This is a genomic window from Micromonospora sp. NPDC023633 (assembly GCF_040640035.1).
Lineage (GTDB): Bacteria > Actinomycetota > Actinomycetes > Mycobacteriales > Micromonosporaceae > Micromonospora.
Map to the genome: position 1 here is coordinate 19,181 of NZ_JBFABB010000022.1, position 18,668 is coordinate 37,848.

An 18,668-nucleotide genomic window follows, 5' to 3' on the forward strand; every position below is an offset into this window, starting at 1 on the left:
CAAAACAGAGAGGCACGCATGTCCGTAGATTTCGTGGTGGCTACTCCGCATGACGCGGTGGAGTTCAATGACGTATACCGGAACGTGACAGGCAGCGCCGGCTATCTGGCTTGCAACAACATCTACAACCGCGTCGTGCTGAACGAGTGGTACGAGGTGAACCCGTTCCCGGATCTGGCGACCCACTGGGAGCAGTTGGACGGGTCGCGTCGCTGGCGCTTCCACCTCAACAAGGCCGCCCGCTGGCAGGACGGCACCCCGCTGACCGCGCACGACATCGTCTACACCCATCTGCACGCCCAGAAGATGGGCTACCAGGGTGGGATGTTCCTCCGGGACGTGGAGACGATCGTCGCGGTCAACGACCACACCGTCGACTACCACCTGCACACTCCGAACGCGGGATTCCTCGTACTCCTGGGGAATTTCATCTTCGCGCACATCCTGCCCCGGCACCTGTACGAGGGAACGGACTGGGCGACGAACCCGCACAACCTGAACCCGGTGGGCTCGGGGCCGTTCCGGCTGGCCGAGTGGATTCCGGGTGAGCACATCATCCTGGAGGCGGTGAAGAACCACTGGGGTCCGCAGCCGGAGATCGACCGGATCATCCTGAAGATCGTCGCGGACCGCGACGAGTGCGCCCGGATGATCGCCCGGGGCGAGGCGCACTTCGCGCCGCAGGACACCGTCACCCGGGACCGGCTGGGCCTGGTGGAGGGCGTGCCCGGGATCGAGGTCCTCAAGCGGCGGGGCCCCGGCATGGCGTTGCTGGACTTCAACCACGGGCGCGAGCTGTGGCAGAACCAGCGGGTACGGGAAGCCATCGCGCACGCGGTGAACCGGGACGAGATCGCCGAACTGGGCGACCCAGGGGTGTCCCAGGCCTGGGACCACTACCTGATCGGCTCATCATGGGCGTTCAACGCCGACGCCAAGGCCCCCCGGTTCGACCCGGAGCGGGCCCGCACGCTGCTGGACGAGGCGGGTGTCACCGCAGACTCCTCGGGTGTCCGGGGCCGGCTGTCCATGTTCTACATGGACACGTTCCACGGTCACAGGCCGATCGCTGAGATGATCAGCCGCCAGCTGGGTGCGGTCGGGTTCGAGACGACCTTCGCCGGCCTGTCCTCGGTGGACTGGGCGCGGCAGGTCCGCGACCAGCACGACTTCGACCTGATCATCGTCGGCGGCTCGATGGCGCCGGACCCGGAGATCACGGCGACGAAGTACTCCACCGGCGGGCAGAACAACATGTGTATGCACCGCAACGCAGACGTGGACGCCGCCTACCTGGCCGCGCGCAACGCCGGGACGCGCGCCGAGCGCCGTGAGCACTACCGGGAGCTCCAGAAGGTGTGGGCGCGGGACACCGAATGGGTGCCGTTGTTCTGGTATGGCACGTACTATCCGCGCAGCGAGAAGTTCTTCGGCTGGGCCGACCAACTCGGCTTCTCCATCCCCTGGTGGCACTGGGGCCGGATGCGTGCGGTCGCCTGAGCCCTTACCCGGTCCCGGCTCTCGGCAGTCACGACTGCCGAGAGCCGAACCGTGCTCAGGTCGTTGACACCAGTGGGTCCACACAGCTTGTGCGGGTGCTGCGGTAGCCGCTGCGGCCGTTTCGGTATCGGTATACGCGCTGCTCGCCACAGGCAGCCGGCCGGTGATCGCGGCCAGCAGGGCGGGGCTTGTTGCCTTCGACGGTGAACGCGTGGTCCGCGCCGCGTCCTCGCCCTATGTCGGCCCCCTGTGCTCTTTCGGTCTTCACAAGTGGCTCTTGCGGGCCATACGGTGTCCGGCGGGCACGTCGAGGTGAGACAGCGGAGGAGTGATCGTGCGCGGGCGGATGGTGGGCGCCGGGGTGACCGTGCTGCTGGTGACGGGCTGCGGCGCGGAGGCGGAACCGGTGGCCGTGCCGCCGCCGGCGCCGGTCGCGGTGGCCGCCGCCTCCTCCGGCGGGGCGTGCCGGCTGCTGGACTTCGGCGTGATCGAGCAGCACGCGGGCTTCCGCTTCGATGTCGCCGCGGCCGGCGCGACGGGCGACAGCCACACCTGCGTGGTGCGCGTCGGGCGGGCGACCCTGCCGGAGCTGACGCTGACCGTCACCGAGACGTCGATCGACGCGGCGACCTTCGCCTCGGACGTGGTGCCGGAGAAGGCGGCCAAGGTCTCCGGGCTCGGCCAGCGGGCGTACCGGCGGACCACCTCGGCCAAGGGTGCCCTCGGGCCGGTCGTGGAGGTGGGCTGGCTGGCCGCCGAGGGCCGCCTCGCCACCCTGCGCTACGCCACCCCGGGGGACGCCGGCAAGGCCGAGGCCGAGAAGCTGACGACCGCCCTCGTCGCCCTGGCCCGACAGCTGGACACCCGCGCCATCTGACCCCGAGGGGCGACGGGGTGGGTCAGTGGGAGGCGACGAAGACGCGGGAGGCGATCTCGCGGGGCAGCCTGATCCGCTCGCCCGAACGGTCGATCGAGACCCCGTCGCGCTCCTGCGCCACCAGCACGGTCGCGCCCGGGTCGACGCCGGCGGCGTGCAGCTGCCGCAGGACGTCCGAGTCGGTCTGCACGCTCTCGCAGATGCGTCGCACCACGACCGGTCCCGACAGCCCGGGGAACGCCAGGTTGCGCTCACCCTCGATGGGGGTGGCGGCCGTCTGCTCCGGCTTGCCCAGCTCCTCCAGCCCCGGGATCGGGTTGCCGTAGGGGGAGCGGGTCGGCCGGTTGAGCAGGTCGTAGACCCGCTTCTCGACGGCGTCGCTCATCACGTGCTCCCACCGGCAGGCCTCCTCGTGGGCCTCCTCGTAGGGCATCCCGATGACGTTGACCAGCAGCAACTCGGCGAGCCGGTGCTTGCGCATCACGGAGACCGCGTTGCTGCGGCCGTGCGCGGTGAGCGCCAGGTGGCGGTCGCCCTCGACGGTCAGCAGGCCGTCGCGCTCCATCCGGGCGACGGTCTGGCTGACGGTCGGCCCGCTCTGCCCCAACCGCTCGGCGATGCGGGCACGCAGGGGCGGCACCCCCTCCTCCTCCAGTTCGAGGATCGTCTTGAGGTACATCTCGGTCGTGTCGACCAGATCATGCTTCACGTCAGCGGACCTCCGGCCAACGATGCTACCTCGGCGTTCACCGAACGCCCCACGGCGAACCGCCAGGTCGGTGCCGGGATGGTGTTGACTGGACGCCATGTCCGCAACCGAGGATCTGTTGGTGGAGGCCGACCGGCTCGCGGTCGAACTCGGCCAGGCCGACCCGCCGACGCTGCTCGACGTCCGCTGGCGGCTCGCCGGGCCGCCCGGCCGGGCCGACTACGCCGCCGGCCACCTGCCCGGCGCGGTCTTCGTCGACCTGGACACCGCGCTCTGCGGGCCGCCCGGCCCCGCCGGCCGACACCCGCTGCCCGACCCCGCCGCGCTCCAGGCCGCGCTGCGGGCCGCCGGCGTGCGCGCCGGTCATCCCGTCGTGGTGTACGACGGCGGCGACGGCATGGCCGCCGCCCGGGCCTGGTGGACCCTGCGCTGGGCGGGCCACCGGCCGGTACGGCTGCTGCACGGCGGCTTCCCGGCGTGGCTGGCCGCCGGGCTGCCCACCAGCACGACGGCGCCGAACCCGGCACCGGGCGACGTCGAGGTGCGCCCCGGCGCGCTGCCGGTGCTCGACGCGGGGGAGGCGGCCCGGCTGGCCGCGGCCGGCGAGGGGGTCCTGCTCGACGTGCGGGCCGCGCCGCGCTACCGGGGCGAGACCGAGCCGATCGACCCGGTCGCCGGGCACGTCCCCGGCGCGGTGAACCTGCCGGCCGGCGAGTACGTCGCCGAGGGCCGGTTCCCCGCCGCCGAGGCGCTGCGCGAGCGGTTCGCCGCCGCCGGGGTGGGCGACGACCGGCCGGTCGGGGCGTACTGCGGGTCGGGGGTGACCGCCGCGCAGGCCGTGTTCGCGCTGCACCTGGCCGGCCGGCCGGACGCGGCGCTCTACGTCGGGTCGTGGAGCAACTGGGTCGCCGAGCCGGCCCGCCCGGTCGCCACCGGGCCGACCCCGGGCGGCTGAGCGGCACCGCGCGCCGGGCCGACCCCGGGCGGCTGGCGGAACGGCGCGAACCGGGGCGACACCGGGGCGGCTGAGCAGCGCGTGCGCGGGTGCGCCGGGGCGCGCGTGCGACGATGATCCCATGTCCGACGACACGGTGGTGGTGTGGGACGAGTCGCTGCTCGCCTACGACATGGGGGACCATCCCCTCGACCCGGTACGGGTGGAGCTGACGTTCGCCCTGGCCCGGGAGTTGGGTGTCCTCGCGCGTCCCGGGGTGCGGCTGGTGAAGCCGGAGCCGGCCGACGACGCGCTGCTGAGCCGGGTGCACGACCCGCGCTACCTGGCCGCGGTGAAGGTCGCCCCCCGCGACCCGCTCTTCGCCGGCTTCGGGCTGGGCACCTCGGACAATCCGGTCTTCGAGGGGATGCACGAGTCCAGTGCGCTGGTCGCCGGCGCCACGGTGGCGGCGGCCGAGGCGGTCTGGCGGGGCGAGGCCCGGCGGGCGGTCAACGTGGCCGGGGGCCTGCACCACGCCATGCCGGCCCGGGCCGCCGGCTTCTGCGTCTACAACGACCCGGCGGTGGCCATCGCCCGCCTGCTCGACCTGGGCGCCGAGCGGGTCGCCTACGTCGACGTGGACGTGCACCACGGCGACGGGGTGCAGCAGGTCTTCTGGAACGACCCGCGGGTGCTCACGGTCAGCGTGCACGAGACGCCGCTGGCGCTCTTCCCGGGCACCGGCTTCCCCGACGAGACGGGCGGGCCGGGCGCGGAGGGCAGCGCCGTCAACCTCCCCCTGCCGCCCGGCGTGGACGACGCCGGCTGGCAGCGCGCCTTCCACGCGGTCGTGCCGTCGGTGCTGCGCGCGTTCCGGCCGCAGGTGCTGGTGACCCAGTGCGGCGCCGACGGGCACCGGCTCGACCCGCTCGCCGACCTGAACCTCTCCGTGGACGGGCAGCGCGCCACCTACCTGGCCCTGCGCGCGCTCGCCGACGAGCTCTGCGAGGGCCGCTGGGTGGCCACCGGCGGCGGCGGGTACGCGCTGGTCGAGGTGGTGCCCCGGGCCTGGGCGCACCTGCTCGCGGTGGCCACCGGGGAGCCGATCGACCCGGCGACGCTGACCCCGCCGCCGTGGCGGGAACTGGCCGCCGCGCGCCGGCCGGGCCGGCAGATCCCGCTGCGGATGACCGACGACGTCGACCCGGCGTACGAGCCGTGGCAGCCGACCGGCGAGCCGACCGCGGTGGACCGGGCGATCGCGGCGGCCCGCAAGAGCGCCTTCCCGCTGTTCGGGCTCGATCCGCACGACCCACGCGACTGATCCGCTGCCGGAGGGGACCACGCAGGTGACCACGGTGGAACCGGTGGACGTGCTGCTCAGCGACGGCACCACGGTGCAGCTGCGGCCGATCCGCCCGTCGGACGGGCCGGGCATCGTGGCGATGCACTCGCGCTTCTCCGAGCGCACCCGCTACCTGCGCTACTTCTCGCCGTACCCGCGCATCCCCGAGCGGGACCTGCACCGCTTCGTCAACGTCGACCACCGCGACCGGGAGGCGTTCGTGGTGCTGGTCGGCGGCCGGATCGTCGCCGTCGGCCGCTACGAGCGGCTCGGCCCGGAGGCGCCCGAGGCCGAGGTGGCGTTCGTGGTCGAGGACGCCTACCAGGGCCGGGGCATCGGTTCGGTGCTGCTGGAGCACCTGGCCGACGCGGCCCGCCGCAACGACATCGCCAACTTCGTGGCGGAGGTGCTGCCGGCCAACGGCGCGATGCTGCGGGTCTTCTCCGACTTCGGCTACCAGGTCCAGCGGCAGTTCGCCGACGGCGTGGTGCACCTGACCTTCCCGATCGCCCCCACCGACGCGACGCTGGAGGTGCAGCGCGGGCGGGAGCACCGCACCGAGGCCCGCTCCGTCGCCCGGCTGCTCGCCCCGCGCGGCGTCGCCGTCTACGGCGCCAGCGCCACCGGGCGGGGCGTCGGCGCGGCGGTGCTCGGGCACCTGCGCGACGGCGGCTACCCGGGCGCGGTGGTTCCGGTGCACCCGAGCGCGGCGACGGTCGCCGGGCTGCCCGCGTACGCCTCGGCGGCCGATGCCGGCGTGTCGGTCGACCTGGCGGTGGTGGCGGTCCCGCCGGAGGCGGCGACGCAGGTGGTCGCCGACGCGGCCGCCGCCGGCGCGCACGGCCTGGTGGTCATCTCGGCGGGCTTCGCCGAGGCCGGCGGCGAGGGCGCCGCCGCGCAGCGCGCGCTGGTCCGCGCGGCGCACGCGGCGGGCATGCGCGTGGTCGGCCCGAACTGCCTGGGGGTGGCCAACACCGACCTGGCGGTACGCCTCAACGCCACCCTCGCCCCGCGGCTGCCGGTGCCCGGCCGGGTCGGCATCTTCAGCCAGTCCGGCGCGTTCGGGGTGGCGCTGCTGGCCGAGGCGGACCGGCGCGGGCTGGGCCTGTCCAGCTTCGTCTCGGCCGGCAACCGGGCCGACGTCTCCGGCAACGACCTGCTCCAGTACTGGCAGGACGACCCCGGCACCGACGTGATCATGTTGTACCTGGAGACCTTCGGCAACCCGCGCAAGTTCGCCCGGCTGGCCCGGCGGATCGGCCGGGACAAGCCCGTCGTGGCGCTCGCCTCGCCGGCCCGGCCGCCCGGGGTGGGCGACTCCGCCGGCCCGGACGAGGTGGCGGTCGCCGCGCTGTTCGCCCACTCCGGCGTGATCCGGGTGGACACCGTCGCCGAGCTGCTCGACGTCGGGGTGCTGCTGGCCCACCAGCCGCTGCCCGCCGGGTCGCGCGTCGGCGTGGTCGGCAACTCTCCGGCGCTGACGGGGCTGGCGGCCACCGCCTGCGCCGCGCAGGGCCTCACCGTCGCCCGGGGCTACCCGCGCGACGTCGGCCCGCGCGCCGGCGTGGCCGAGTTCGCCGCCGCACTCGCCGGGACGGGCGCCGACGACGAGGTGGACGCGCTGGTGGTGGTGTTCGCCCCGCCGCTGCCCGGCCAGCTCACCGACACGGAGGCGGACTTCACGGCCGCGCTGCCGAGCGCGTCCGCCGCCGGCAAGCCGACCGTGGCGACGTTCCTGGCCGGCCGGGCGCCCGCCGGGGTGCCCGCCTACCCGAGCGTGGAGGAGGCCGTCCGCGCCCTCGCCCGGGTCACCGCGTACGCCGACTGGCTGCGCCGGCCCGCCGGGGTGCCGCCGGAACTGCCCCGGGTGGACCGCGCGGCGGCGCACGCCGCCCTGCATCCGGAGGCCCTCGACCCGGTGGGGCTGCTCGCGGCGTACGGCATCGACGTGGTCGGGTCCGTGCTGGCGCGCTCCGCCGCGGCGGCCGTCGACGCGGCGGCCCGCCTGGGTTTCCCGGTGGCCCTCAAGGCCGCCGCCCCCGGCCTGCGGCACCGGCTCGACCTCGGCGCGGTCCGGCTCGACCTGCCCGACGCGGCCACGGTCCACCGCGCGTACGCGGAGATGTCGGCGGTCTTTGGCGCGGACGTCCTGGTCCAGCCGATGGCCCCACCCGGCGTGGCCTGCGTGGTCGAGCTGGTGGAGGACCCGGCGTTCGGCCCGGTGGTCGGCTTCGGGCTCGGCGGCGTCGCCACCGAACTGCTCGGCGACCGGGCCTGGCGGGCGGTGCCGCTGACCGACCTGGACGCGGCCGAGCTGGTCGACGAGCCCCGGGCGGCGCCGCTGCTGCGCGGGCACCGGGGCGCGGCGCCGGTGGACCGGGCGGCCCTGGCGGACCTGCTGCTGCGGGTCGGCCGGCTCGCCGACGAGCAGCCCCGGGTGCGCGCGCTGACCCTCAATCCGGTGCTCGCCCGCCCCGACGGCATCTCGGTGCTGCACGCCACCGTCCGGGTCGGTTCCGCCGTGGCCCGCCCCGACACCGGCCCCCGCCGGCTGTGAGGGAGGGCGCCCTCCCGTCGCCTGCGGAGGACGCCCCTTCCGGCGGTGGAGCGGTCAGGCCCGCGCGGAGATCTGCTGCACCGCCCAGGCGTTGCCGTCGGGGTCGGCGAAGTGGACGAAGCCGACGTTGTCCAGCGGGTCCGGCACCGGGCGGGGATTGACGCCGACGACCTGGATCTCGCTGACCTCGACGCCGCGTTCGACCAGCTCCGCCCGTGCCCGGCGCAGGTCGGGCACGACCAGTTGGAGGCCCTTGAGCGAGCCCGGCGGCATGTCCGGCAGCACCCCCTTGCCGATCACGATCGAGCAGCCCGAGCCGGGCGGGGTCAGCTGCACGATCCGCGCGTCGTCGTCGATGACCGTGTCGTGGTCCACGGCGAAGCCGAGCTGGTCGGCGTAGAACGACTTGGCCCGGTCCACGTCGGAGACCGGCACGACCACCACTTCCAGGGTCCAGTTCACACCCGTTGGTAGCCCGTCGGGCGGCCCGGGTCAAGGAACCCGGCCCAAACGGACGCGGGGCCCCGGCGAACCGCCGGGGCCCCGCGTGGTCCAGAGGAGGTCAGCAGGCGTACGCCTCCAGGCGCTGCGCCCGCTCCGGGTCGCGCAGCTTCAGCAGGGTCACCTTCTCGATCTGCCGGATCCGCTCCCGGGACAGGCCGAACTCCCGGCCGACCTCGTCGAGGGTGCGCTGCCGGCCGTCGTCGAGGCCGAACCGGAGCCGGATCACGGCCTGCTCGCGCTGGGAGAGGGTGGACAGCACGATGCTGACCTCGTTGCGCAGCTCGCCCTGCGCGGCGGCGTCGCCCGGCTCGGCGCTCGGGTCGACGGCGGCGACGAAGTCGCCGAGCGCGCTCTCGCCGTCCTCACCGACGGCCTGGTCGAGGCTCACCGGCTCCCGGTCGTACGAGATCAGCTCGATCACCTGGAACTCCGGGATGTCCATGGCCCGGGCCACCTCGGCGACGGTGGGCTCGCGGCCCAGCGAGACGGAGAGCTCGCGGCGGGCCCGGACCATGCGGTTGACCTGCTCGACCATGTGCACCGGGATGCGGATGGTGCGGGCCTGGTCGGCCATCGCCCGGGTGATCGCCTGCCGGATCCACCAGGTGGCGTACGTGGAGAACTTGTAGCCCTTGGCGTAGTCGAACTTCTCGACCGCGCGGATCAGGCCGAGGTTGCCCTCCTGGATCAGGTCGAGGAAGGCCATGCCGCGACCCGTGTAGCGCTTGGCGATGCTGACCACGAGGCGCAGGTTCGCCTCCAGCAGGTGGTCCTTCGCGGCCCGGCCCTGCGTGACGATCAGCTCCAGGTCGGCCCGCAGCTCCGCCGAGACGGGGGTGCAGGTCGCCAGCTTCTCCTCGGCGAACAGGCCGGCCTCGATCCGCTTGGCGAGGTCGACCTCCTGGGCGGCGGTCAGCAGCTTCGTCCGACCGATCCCGTTGAGGTAAGCCCGGACCAGGTCCGTGGAGACGCCGCGCTCGTCGGTGGCGTCGAGGTCGGTCAGGGTGTCGGTGGCGCTCGCGGCCTCGGTGGTGCCGGCCGGGCGCGTCCGGTGCTCCGTCATCTGCAGGGCCATCTCAGTCTCTCCCCGTGTCCACGTCTGTGCCGTTGGATCCGGCCCAGTGGTGCCGGTGTGACACACAGCTTGGCGGGCGGGGCGTGAAACGGGAGTGAGGCGATCGGGGACCCGACACGAATTCCGTCGATGGCCTGCTCAGCGTGGGCGGTTCGTCGCCGAGCGCTTGTTGCCGCAGGCGGTTACCGTGCCATCGGTCGGCCGGCATGGCCGGCGCCGCCGGCGACGTCGGCGCACCGAACAGGTTATGGAGGGTGTCGTGGTCTTCAAGCGGCTCATGCAGGCGATGGGTGTGGGTGGCCCGTCCGTGGAAACCGTGCTGACGAATCCGAACTGCCGCCCCGGCGGCCAGCTGGAGGGCGTCATCCACGTGGCCGGCGGCGACCACCTCGTCGACGTGTCGTACGTCGCCCTGGGACTGGTCACCCGGGTCGAGGTCGAGAGCGGCGACAACGACTACGAGACCACGCAGGAGTTCCACCGGCAGGCCGTCACCGGCGCGTTCCGGCTCGGCCCGGGGCAGCGCCACGACATCCCGTTTCGCTTCGCCGTGCCGTGGGAGACGCCGCTCACCGAGCTGTACGGGCAGCACCTGCACGGGATGACGATGGGGCTGCGTACGGAGCTGGAGGTGGCCCGCTCGGTCGACAAGGGCGACCTGGACGCGGTGGCGGTGCACCCGCTGCCGTCGCAGCAGAAGATCCTGGAGGCGTTCCTGCGGCTGGGCTTCCGGTTCGCCCGGGCCGACGTGGAGCGGGGCCACATCTACGGCGTGCGGCAGACCCTGCCCTTCTACCAGGAGATCGAGTTCTATCCGGCGCCGCAGTACGCCGGGGCGATCAACCAGCTGGAGGTCACCCTCGTCACCGACCCGCAGCAGATCCAGGTGGTGCTCGAACTCGACAAGCGTGGCGGCCTGTTCACCGAGGGGCGGGACGCCTTCGGCCGCTTCACCATCGACCACGCCACCGCCGAACGCACCGACTGGACCGCCCAGCTCGACGGCTGGATCCGCCAGTCGCTCCAGCGCCGCGGCCTCTTCTCCTGACGCCACGCGCGCCGGCCGCCGGGCGGTCAGGCCCAGCCGTGACGCGCGGCGTGCCAGCCGAGCTGCATCCGGGTCTCCACCCCCGCGAGGTCCATCAGGTGGCGCAGGCGCCGCTGGAGGGTCCGCAACGACAGGTCGAGCTGGGCGGCGACGACCGGGTCGGTGAGCCCGGCCAGCAGCAGCGCCAGGATCCTCCGGTCCAGCTCGGTCGGGCCGTCGCCCGCCTGCGCGGCGGTCCGGTCGTCGGCGGGGCCGGTCAGCGCCGACGAGTCGAGCGGGTGGGCGTGGCGCCACACGATCTCGAACAGCGCGTCCATCGCCGCCAGCAGCCCGGTGCGGTGCAGCAGCACCGCACCGGGCTCACCACCGGGCGTGGCGGTCAACGGCACCAGGGCCAGCTCCGCGTCGGCCAGGACCAGCTTGATCGGCAGGTGGTCGACCACCCGCACCTGGACGCCGTCGCGCAGCGACTCCAGCGTCTCGGCGACCACCCCCGGTTCGGCCAGCGTCGGCCGGTCGATGACGACCCGGAAGTGCACCCCCTGACGGACCGCCGCCGACTCCACCGCGTTGGTGCCCGGCGGCACGGCGATGAACGGGGTGGTGACGAAGCTGCGCACCTCCGTGCGGGCGGCGTGCTGCACCTGCGCGAACCGGTGCCGGACGGCGTCGACGCCGCTGACCACCTCGATCAACTCGTCGATCGTGCGTCCCGCGATCGACGAACGGTACTCCTCGGCGAGCGTGACCAGCGCGAGTTCCGCGCTGCGCAGGGCGCCCCGCTGTTCGCTGATCAACGCCCCGAGCGCGACGGCGGGCGGCGCCGGGGAGAACTGCCCGTCCGGGCCGCCCTTCACCAGGCCGCACGCCACGTCGGGGTGGCCGGGGTCGACCCCGGTGTCGAGCACCGCCACGTCACCCCGCTGCCGTCGTACCCGGCGGCCCAGGCGGCGGGCGCGCCGACCTGCGGCACGCTCTCCTTCAGCGCCGCCGTCACCCGACCGTCCAGCCAGAGCTTCGCCACCCCGCCGCCGAGGGCGGTGGCCGGTGCCGCGGCCGAGGCGGGCGCGACGGTGGACCAGAAGGCCCGGGCCTGCTTCTTCTCGGTGGACAGCGCCGCACCCCGGATGCTGGGCAGGTCGCGGACGAGCTTCGCGCCGCGCGGGGCGGCCGGCTTCCCCGAGCGGGCCTTCGCCGGGGTGTACGCCGCGATCAGCGGCAACGTCGGGGTCTTCGCGTCGTCGTACCCCATCTCGATGAGGTCGGTGACGTTGAACAGCCGCCGGTCGAGCTTGTCGCCGTCGAGCAGCGGCAGCGCCTCGTCGGGCAGGACGTAGAGGTCGTCGCCGCTCTGCCGGACGCGCACGCCGCCCGTGGCGCCGGCCGGCCGGTCGACGTCGGCGGTGGCCCTGCCGTCGGCGAAGGTGGTCACCGTGACCACGTCGCCGGTGACCAGGGTGACGGTGTGGGTGTCCCGGGTGGCGGCGGGGGCGGCCGGGGGCGGGCCGGCCGCCGTCGCCGGTGTCTGGATCGTGGCGAGTCCGGCCGCGACCATTCCGGTCGCCGCCGCGGCGGCGGTGAGCCGCCGTCTCGCGCGGCCCCAGGTGAAGGGCTGTGAGGGGGATGGCATGCGACGGTTCTACCGTCGCCGTTCCGCCCCCGGGAACAGTTGACGTCGGCGGGGTTGCGCCACGGCGCGACTCCGCCACTCGCCTGCGGCGCCGGTCAGAGTTCGAGCAGCACCGTGCGGGGGCCGACGTTGACGCTCTCGACCAGCATGTGGGCGCGGAAGCGGCCGGTCTCCACCTTCGCGCCCCGGGCGCGCAGCGCCTCCACGACCGCCGTCACCAGGGGCTCCGCCACCTCGGCCGGGGCGGCCGCCGTCCAGCTCGGGCGGCGGCCCTTGCGGGCGTCGCCGTAGAGGGTGAACTGGCTGACCACCAGGATCGGCGCGCCGGTGTCCGCCGCGGACCGTTCGTCGTCGAGGATCCGCAGCTCGTGCACCTTGCGGGCCATCGTGCCGGCGGTCTCGACGGTGTCGGTGTGGGTGACCCCGAGCAGCACCAGCAGCCCGTCGTCGATCGCGCCGACCACCTCGCCGTCGACCGTCACGCCGGCGCGGCCGACGGTCTGCACCACGGCCCGCATCAGTCGGCCGCCGGCTCGATGAAGCCGCGCTCGACGAGGTGCGCGACGATCGGCCCCGCCGCCTCGGCCAGCTCCTCGGCAGCGACGTCGTGCGCGGCGGCGAGCAGGGCGAGCTGGTCGCGCAGCGGCAGCCGCCCGTCGGCCCCGCCGACCAGGGCCAGGACGAGAGGGTCGATCTCCTCGGTCCAGCGCAGACCGTGCGGCATGGCCAGCACCTGCCGGTCCACCGCCCAGCCCTCGTCGCCCATGGTGGCCTCCTGCCGCAGCTGGAGGCCGTCGGCGGCCCGGAAGCGGGCGTCGAGCAGCCCGTCGGTGTCGCGGGCGCGGAGCCAGTCCTGGCGGTCGAACCACGCGCCGACGCGGTCGCCGAGCGGCGCCTCGACCCGCTGGCGCAGGTCCTCCACCCGGACGACCGGGTCGTCGTGCCCGGAGCGGCGCAGCGAGACGATGCCGAAGCCGACCGCCTCCACCTTGTGCGCGTCGAACCAGTCCAGCCAGTCCGCCATCCGGCGCGGGTCGGCCGCCTCGCCGACGTCGGTGAGCCAGAGGTTGACGTACGCCATCGGGTCGGCCACCTCGCGCTGGATGACCCAGGCGTCCAGCCCCGTGCCGGCGAACCAGCCGGTCACCCGCTCGCCCCAGTCCTCCCCGGCGACGTGCACCCAGTTGGCCAGGTACTGCATGGTGCCGCCCTCGGTGAGCAGGCCGGGCGCGGCGGCGGCCAGCTCCGCGCCGATCGCGTCGCCGACCCGCCCCGAGTCGCGGTAGACGTGCGTGGTGGTGCCGGGGCCGACCACGAACGGCGGGTTGCTCACCACCAGGTCGAAGCGCCGCCCGGCGACGGGGGCGACCAGGTCGCCGCGGAGCAGCTCCCAGTCCTGGCCGTTGAGCGCGGCGGTGGTGGCGGCGAAGCGCAGCGCCCGCGCCGAGAGGTCGGTGGCGGTGACCCGCCGCGCGTGGGTGGCCAGGTGCAGCGCCTGCACGCCGGAGCCGGTGCCCAGGTCCAGCGCGGCCTCGACGGGCCGGCGGACGGTCGCGCCGATCAGCGTCTGCGTCGCCCCGCCGATGCCGAGGACGTGCTCGGCGTGCAGCGGCCGGCCGGGCCGGGCGCTGGCGGGCACGTCGGCGAGCACCCACCAGTCGTCCCCGTACGGCTCCAGGTCCACGCCCATCCGCAGCCCGTCGCCGTGCCTCTCGACCAGGCCCCCGGCGAGCGCCTCGGCCAGCGACAGCGGCGCCAGCGCGGCGGCCACGGCGGCCTCCGGCTCGGTCTGCTCGCAGACGAACACCCGGATCAGGGTGCCGAGCGGGTCGCGGTCCTCGGTGGCGCGCAGCGCCGCCCGGAAGTCGTTGCGGGCCACCCCGCCGGTGGCCTGCGGGCCGAGTCGGGTGGCGATGCCGTTCGAGGTGAACCCGGCTCGGGTCAGCGCGGTCCGCAGCGCCTCGACCCCGGCGGGGGAGAGCAACATGTCGTGTTCGTCCACGTCGCCATCCTGCCTGGCGTCGCGGGCCGGGTTTCGACGACCCTGGAGATCGGCGTGGCGACTCCGGCGCCGGCTCCCGCGCACGCGGGCGACGACGTCGCCACCCGCGGCGCGCCCGATTCCCGGCGCGGCTCGCCCGGCCGCCGACCCGGCCGCCGTCAACCCACCCTGACCGGCCACGCGGACCGTCCGTCCGGGTGCGCCTGCCCGCCGTCGGCCACCGGGTCGCCGCCAGCCTGGTCGGGAGATCCGATCCCGGGCGCCACCGCCGCCAGCGCGCGTCGGTCGGCTGCCCGTGCCACCAGCCAGGTGTACGCCAGCAGGATGAGCACGTCGACCAGCACCAGCTGCCACGGCGCGTCCGCCATCGTCTCGTCCACGGCCAGCCCGCCGAACGCCGCAGCCAGCCCGAACGCGCTCACGTTGTTGACCACGTGCAGCGCGACGGCTGCCTCCAGGCCGCCGGTACGCACCGTGAGCCACCCGCAGAGCAGACCCATCACGACCAGGTCGGCGAAGCCCCAGGCCGTGCCCCAGCCGTGCGCCGCGGCGAAGAGCACCGCCTGTGCCACCAGTCCCGGCCAGGGCGAGCGTAGCCAGGTCCCGAAGGCCTGGAGCAGCCAGCCGCGGAACAGGTACTCCTCGGCGGCGGACTGGAACGGGACCAGCGCGACGACCATCAGCAGTCCGGCGGCGAAGGCGGGCCAGCCGACCCAGGCGTCGAGCGGGCCGACGAGCACCATCTCGTCCCCGGTGGCCCGCAGGAGCAGGTGGCTGCCGACCAGCATGACCATGATCGCCGGAGCCGCCGTCAGCAGGCAGGTGCCCAGCCAGCGCCACCGGACCCGGCCGAGCACGGAGGAGAGGCTGCCGGCCGGCCGGCGTTCGACCCAGCGGGTGACGGCCATCGTCAGCGGCAGTGCCCCCGCCACCGCCAGCACCATCAGGGCGGTGTCCACGACGGGACCGAAGACGGGCAGCCCGTCGGCGTCCGTCGGCCGGTCGGTGATCTCCGCCACGACGGCGGCGACGCCGAAGAGCGCACAGCCGACGAGCAACGCCCCGCCGAGCAGGGCGAGGATGCCGACGAGCGACCGCCACCACCGCTGCCGGCCGGTCCGGGCGAGTCGGTGGTACGGAGTACCCGGGGAAGCAGCACTGATCATGAGAGCAAGACTGCCGTCGCCGACGGGCCGACGAGTCGACGTGCGGACCGAATGTGGCACCCACCCTGGGGTATAGGCCATCTCCTGCCCGCGGGCGACGTGACCGGCCGGCGGGCATACGTAGGGTTGCCCTCATCATGACTCTCCTGCGGACGTGGTCGCTGCCGTCGGCGCTGGTCGGCGCCCAGCTCCTGCTCTGGCCCGGGCTGCCGCTGCTGCGCGGTGACGCACCGGACGTGACCGCGACCTCGGCGGGTCTGGTCGCCGCCGTGGTCACCCTCCTGGCGCTGGGCTGGCGGCAGCGCCGGCCACTCCCGGCGCTGGGAGTGGTCCTGGCCGCGCAGACCCTCGGCCGACTGGGCGCCTCTCCGGACGAGCTGCTGGTGCTCAGCTTCGCCGAGCTGGTCGCCATCTGGTCCGTGGCCGTTCGGGTGCCGGGCCGGGTGGTCCGGGTGGCGCTCGCCGCCAGCGCCCTGTGGGTGGCGTTGGTCAACCTGCCCCGCTTCGAAACCGTGGAGGCCTACCTGGGGGAGGTCGTCGTCGCCGTGCTCGGCTACCTGCTGGCCGTGGGCCTCGGACGCAGCCGCCGGCACTGGATGACCGGACGGGCGGCGGTGGCCGGCCGGCTCGTGGCCGTCGAGGCCGAGGCCCGTCAGGCGGCGGAGACCGAACGCCGCCGGCTCGCCCGGGAGCTGCACGACGTCAGCGCCCACCACCTCACCTCCATCGTGGTGACGGTGGGAGCGGCGGAGCGCCTCACGGCCCGGCGTCCGGAGCTGGCCGCGGAGGCGGTGGGATTCGCGGCGCGTACCGGGCGGGAGACCCTGGCCGCGCTGCGCCGCCTGGTCGCGGTGATGAGCGACGACACCGAGGCCCCCCGGCCGCTGCGGCAGCGGCTCGACGATCTCGTCGTCGGCTTCCACCGGCTCGGCCAGCCGGTGCGCCTCGACCGGACCGGCCCGGAACCGCCGCCCGCCCTCGCCGAGGTCGTCCACGCCGTCGTCCGGGAGTCCCTGACCAACGTGGTGCGACACGCGACCGGCGCCGACGTCTCGGTCCGGGTCGCGGTCGACGCCCGAACCGTCACGGTCACCGTCGCCGACATCGGCGTACCGGGGCCGGCGGTCGGGTTCGGGCTGGGTGCCGGGCAGGGGATCAGCGGCCTGCGGGAACGCGTCACCGCCCTGGGCGGCACCCTGCGCGCCGGGCCGGACGGCGACGGCTGGCGGGTCGAGGCACGGCTGCCGGTCGAGGTGGGTCCCGCCGGCCGGCCGTCGCCGGCCCGGTCGGAGAACGGGCGGTCCCTGGTGACCGCCGCGCTGGTCGGTAACGCGTTGGCGCTTCCCGTGGCCGCGGCGCTCGTCTCGATGGAGACCGACGCCGAACTGGCGAGGCTACGCGACCCGGGCGTCCTTCTCCCGCTCCTGCTGCTCTCCGTGGCGCACGCCGCGCCGCTGGGCTGGCGCTGCCGCCGGCCGTGGGCCGCCTTCGCGGGCGTCGCCGGAACCGTGCTGCTCTGGCCGGTCGTCGCGTTGCTGGTCGAGCTGCCCCGGGGCGCGGAGTTCGTACTGCTGACCGCCGGCTTCGCCGACCTCGCCGCCGTCTGGGCCGTGGCCGCGTACGCCCGACGGCCCGGTCCGACGTGGCTGGCCGCACCGGTGGCGGCCACGACGCTCGCTGTGGGCCTGGTCGGTACGGCGGCGGCGGACGGTTCGGTCGCCGGGGAGCCCGTGCACGTTCCCGTCACCGTCTTCATGACCGTCTTCGTGGCCGGACTGCTGCTGGTGCCGATGCTGCTGACCTGGGGTGGTGGCGCGCTGGTTGGGGGCCGTTGGCGGCGGATGGTAAGCCGGGAGGACGACGCGCTGGCCGCGGCGACCGCCCGGGCCGTCGCGGCCGCCCGGGCCGAGCGGGAGCGGGTGGGCGCCGGGCTGCGCTCGGCGGTACTGGACCGGGCGAGTCGCCTGGTGGTCGTCGCCGACCAGGGCCGGCTCGACGAGATCCTGGTCGAGGCGCGGGCCACACTGGCGGCGATGCGCGGCCTGCTGGACGACCTGCGCGCCGACGAGCGGCCGGCGCTGCACGGTCCGCAACCCACGATCGCCGACGTCGGCGGGCTCTGCGCGTCGCGGCAGGCGGACGGCCGGGACGTCGTGCTGGACGCGCCGGGGACCGTGCCGGCGCTACCGGCCGACGTCGACGTGTCGGCGTACCGGCTGGTGGAGGCCGCGCTGGACGCGGGTGCCGGGCCGGCACGGGTGGTGCTGCGGCTGGCCGGCGGTGAGCTGAGGGTGTCGGTCACCGGCCTGCCCGCCGCGTCGGACCCGCTGGTCGTCGCCGGGCTGCGGGCCCGGGTCGACGCGCTCGGCGGCCGGCTCGCGCTGCGCCGCGGCGAGCTGCGGGCGCGGCTGCCGTTGCCGCCGGCCGCCGTGGCCGCCGCCGCCCGACCCGGGCAGGGTCGGGAGCCGGTGCGGGAGGGGGCGCGATGATCAGGGTGCTGGTGGTGGACGACCAGCCGGTGGTCCGGGCCGGGTTCGCGGCGATCGTCGACGCCGAACCGGACCTGGCCGTGGTCGGGGAGGCCGCCGACGGCGCCGACGCGCTCGATCAGGCCGCCCGGAGCCGACCGGACGTGGTGTTGATGGACATCCGGATGCCGGGGATGGACGGCCTGACCGCCACCGCCCGGCTGACCGCCGACCCGGCCGGCCCCCGGGTGCTGGTGCTGACCACCTTCGACCTGGACGCCCACGTGTTCGAGGCACTGCGGGTGGGCGCCTCGGGCTTCCTGCTCAAGGACGCCCAGCCGGTCGACCTGCTGCACGCGATCCGGGTGGTGGCCGCTGGCGACGGGCTGCTCGCCCCCACCGTCACCCGCCGGCTGATCGACGCCTTCGCCACCGGGGCGCTCACCCCGCCGGCGGAGCCCGCTGAGCTGGCCGCGCTCACCGCACGGGAGCGCGAGGTCTTCGTCCGGCTGGCGGCCGGGCTGACGAACGCGGAGATCGGCGGGCAGCTGGGCGTCGCGACCGGCACGGTCAAGGCGCACGTCAACGCCCTGCTCGGCAAGCTGGGTGCGCGGGACCGGGTGCAGGCGACCATCCTCGCCTACGACCTCGGGCTCGTCCGGCCCGGCACCCGGCGGTCACCGTAGGCGTGCCGGCCGGACACGCCGGGGGCCCACGCCTTCCGGGCGGGCCGTGACGCCCTGCCTGGCCAGGATGGGCGGCGCCTCGGCGGCGGCAGGGCAGGCCGGGTCCTGCCGCAGGACGTGACCGTCGCTCCGAGTGGTTGTCGGACCGGCGTGGCCCGTCCGTCCGG

Annotated in this window: 14 protein-coding genes and 2 pseudogenes; 8 read left to right on the top strand and 8 right to left on the bottom strand. The window is 75.0% G+C overall.

The features are described from left to right. Window positions 1-18 precede the first annotated feature (18 nt). Window positions 19-1,500, top strand: coding sequence for an ABC transporter substrate-binding protein (locus AB0G13_RS09645; protein WP_357871422.1), 1,482 nt, complete (start codon window positions 19-21; stop codon window positions 1,498-1,500). Between the two features lie 334 nt (window positions 1,501-1,834). Then, the gene (locus AB0G13_RS09650; protein WP_357871425.1) at window positions 1,835-2,377 is read left to right on the top strand and encodes a hypothetical protein; all 543 of its coding nucleotides are present in this window, start codon (window positions 1,835-1,837) and stop codon (window positions 2,375-2,377) included. Window positions 2,378-2,399: 22 nt separating this feature from the next. Here the strand turns inward: AB0G13_RS09650 and AB0G13_RS09655 are convergent, their stop codons facing one another. After that, window positions 2,400-3,086, bottom strand: coding sequence for a metal-dependent transcriptional regulator (locus tag AB0G13_RS09655; RefSeq protein ID WP_357871427.1), 687 nt, complete (start codon window positions 3,084-3,086; stop codon window positions 2,400-2,402). 97 nt (window positions 3,087-3,183) lie between these two features. Here AB0G13_RS09655 and AB0G13_RS09660 point away from each other — a divergent pair, with 97 nt between their 5' ends. The 3 genes from AB0G13_RS09660 to AB0G13_RS09670 all read left to right on the top strand — a co-directional run bounded on the left by AB0G13_RS09660 (window position 3,184) and on the right by AB0G13_RS09670 (window position 7,922). Continuing rightward, entirely contained in the window at window positions 3,184-4,041 is an 858-nt protein-coding gene (locus AB0G13_RS09660; protein WP_357871430.1) for a sulfurtransferase, read from the top strand. A gap of 121 nt (window positions 4,042-4,162) precedes the next feature. After that, the gene (locus AB0G13_RS09665) at window positions 4,163-5,344 is read left to right on the top strand and encodes an acetoin utilization protein AcuC (protein ID WP_357871433.1); all 1,182 of its coding nucleotides are present in this window, start codon (window positions 4,163-4,165) and stop codon (window positions 5,342-5,344) included. A gap of 25 nt (window positions 5,345-5,369) precedes the next feature. Next, window positions 5,370-7,922, top strand: a complete 2,553-nt coding sequence (locus AB0G13_RS09670) for a GNAT family N-acetyltransferase (protein WP_357871436.1) — start codon at window positions 5,370-5,372, stop codon at window positions 7,920-7,922. Window positions 7,923-7,976: 54 nt separating this feature from the next. Here AB0G13_RS09670 and AB0G13_RS09675 read toward each other — a convergent pair whose 3' ends face one another. Both AB0G13_RS09675 and sigB read right to left on the bottom strand, forming a co-directional pair. After that, on the bottom strand, window positions 7,977-8,384 hold the full coding sequence (locus AB0G13_RS09675) for a VOC family protein (protein ID WP_357871439.1): 408 nt from the start codon (window positions 8,382-8,384) through the stop codon (window positions 7,977-7,979). Window positions 8,385-8,484: 100 nt separating this feature from the next. Next, window positions 8,485-9,489 (bottom strand): RNA polymerase sigma factor SigB, encoded by a 1,005-nt coding sequence (gene sigB / locus AB0G13_RS09680; protein WP_357871536.1) that lies wholly within the window; start codon window positions 9,487-9,489, stop codon window positions 8,485-8,487. A gap of 271 nt (window positions 9,490-9,760) precedes the next feature. Here sigB and AB0G13_RS09685 point away from each other — a divergent pair, with 271 nt between their 5' ends. After that, entirely contained in the window at window positions 9,761-10,549 is a 789-nt protein-coding gene (locus AB0G13_RS09685) for a sporulation protein (RefSeq protein WP_357871442.1), read from the top strand. A gap of 26 nt (window positions 10,550-10,575) precedes the next feature. On the opposite strand, the pseudogene AB0G13_RS09690 reads toward AB0G13_RS09685, so the two are convergent. The 5 genes and pseudogenes from AB0G13_RS09690 to AB0G13_RS09710 form a co-directional block, all read right to left on the bottom strand. Then, window positions 10,576-11,382 (bottom strand): annotated as a pseudogene (locus AB0G13_RS09690) (transcriptional regulator TrmB); the annotation flags it as partial. A gap of 33 nt (window positions 11,383-11,415) precedes the next feature. Then, a pseudogene (locus AB0G13_RS09695) lies at window positions 11,416-12,179 on the bottom strand (peptidase S8); the annotation flags it as partial. Between the two features lie 95 nt (window positions 12,180-12,274). Then, complete coding sequence (gene dtd / locus AB0G13_RS09700; RefSeq protein ID WP_357871444.1) at window positions 12,275-12,697, bottom strand: D-aminoacyl-tRNA deacylase; 423 nt, start codon at window positions 12,695-12,697, stop codon at window positions 12,275-12,277. Then, window positions 12,697-14,181, bottom strand: a complete 1,485-nt coding sequence (locus tag AB0G13_RS09705) for a methyltransferase (RefSeq protein ID WP_357871447.1) — start codon at window positions 14,179-14,181, stop codon at window positions 12,697-12,699. Before AB0G13_RS09705 ends, dtd begins: the two co-directional genes overlap by 1 nt. Before the next feature lie 158 nt (window positions 14,182-14,339). Then, window positions 14,340-15,347: a CPBP family intramembrane glutamic endopeptidase gene (locus AB0G13_RS09710; protein WP_357871450.1), complete on the bottom strand. Its 1,008-nt coding sequence runs from the start codon at window positions 15,345-15,347 to the stop codon at window positions 14,340-14,342. A 137-nt stretch (window positions 15,348-15,484) separates the two neighbouring features. Between AB0G13_RS09710 and AB0G13_RS09715 the strand changes: the two genes are divergently transcribed. After that, the gene (locus AB0G13_RS09715) at window positions 15,485-17,836 is read left to right on the top strand and encodes a histidine kinase (protein ID WP_357871453.1); all 2,352 of its coding nucleotides are present in this window, start codon (window positions 15,485-15,487) and stop codon (window positions 17,834-17,836) included. Then, the gene (locus tag AB0G13_RS09720) at window positions 17,833-18,501 is read left to right on the top strand and encodes a response regulator transcription factor (protein ID WP_357871456.1); all 669 of its coding nucleotides are present in this window, start codon (window positions 17,833-17,835) and stop codon (window positions 18,499-18,501) included. Before AB0G13_RS09715 ends, AB0G13_RS09720 begins: the two co-directional genes overlap by 4 nt. Window positions 18,502-18,668: the final 167 nt, after the last annotated feature.

Coding starts and splice junctions, on each gene's coding strand:
- sigB (WP_357871536.1), bottom strand. CDS start 9,489: ATGACGGAGCACCGGACGCGCCCGGCCGGCACCACCGAGGCCGCGAGC.
- AB0G13_RS09715 (WP_357871453.1), top strand. CDS start 15,485: ATGACTCTCCTGCGGACGTGGTCGCTGCCGTCGGCGCTGGTCGGCGCC.
- dtd (WP_357871444.1), bottom strand. CDS start 12,697: ATGCGGGCCGTGGTGCAGACCGTCGGCCGCGCCGGCGTGACGGTCGAC.
- AB0G13_RS09665 (WP_357871433.1), top strand. CDS start 4,163: ATGTCCGACGACACGGTGGTGGTGTGGGACGAGTCGCTGCTCGCCTAC.
- AB0G13_RS09660 (WP_357871430.1), top strand. CDS start 3,184: ATGTCCGCAACCGAGGATCTGTTGGTGGAGGCCGACCGGCTCGCGGTC.
- AB0G13_RS09645 (WP_357871422.1), top strand. CDS start 19: ATGTCCGTAGATTTCGTGGTGGCTACTCCGCATGACGCGGTGGAGTTC.
- AB0G13_RS09720 (WP_357871456.1), top strand. CDS start 17,833: ATGATCAGGGTGCTGGTGGTGGACGACCAGCCGGTGGTCCGGGCCGGG.
- AB0G13_RS09710 (WP_357871450.1), bottom strand. CDS start 15,347: ATGATCAGTGCTGCTTCCCCGGGTACTCCGTACCACCGACTCGCCCGG.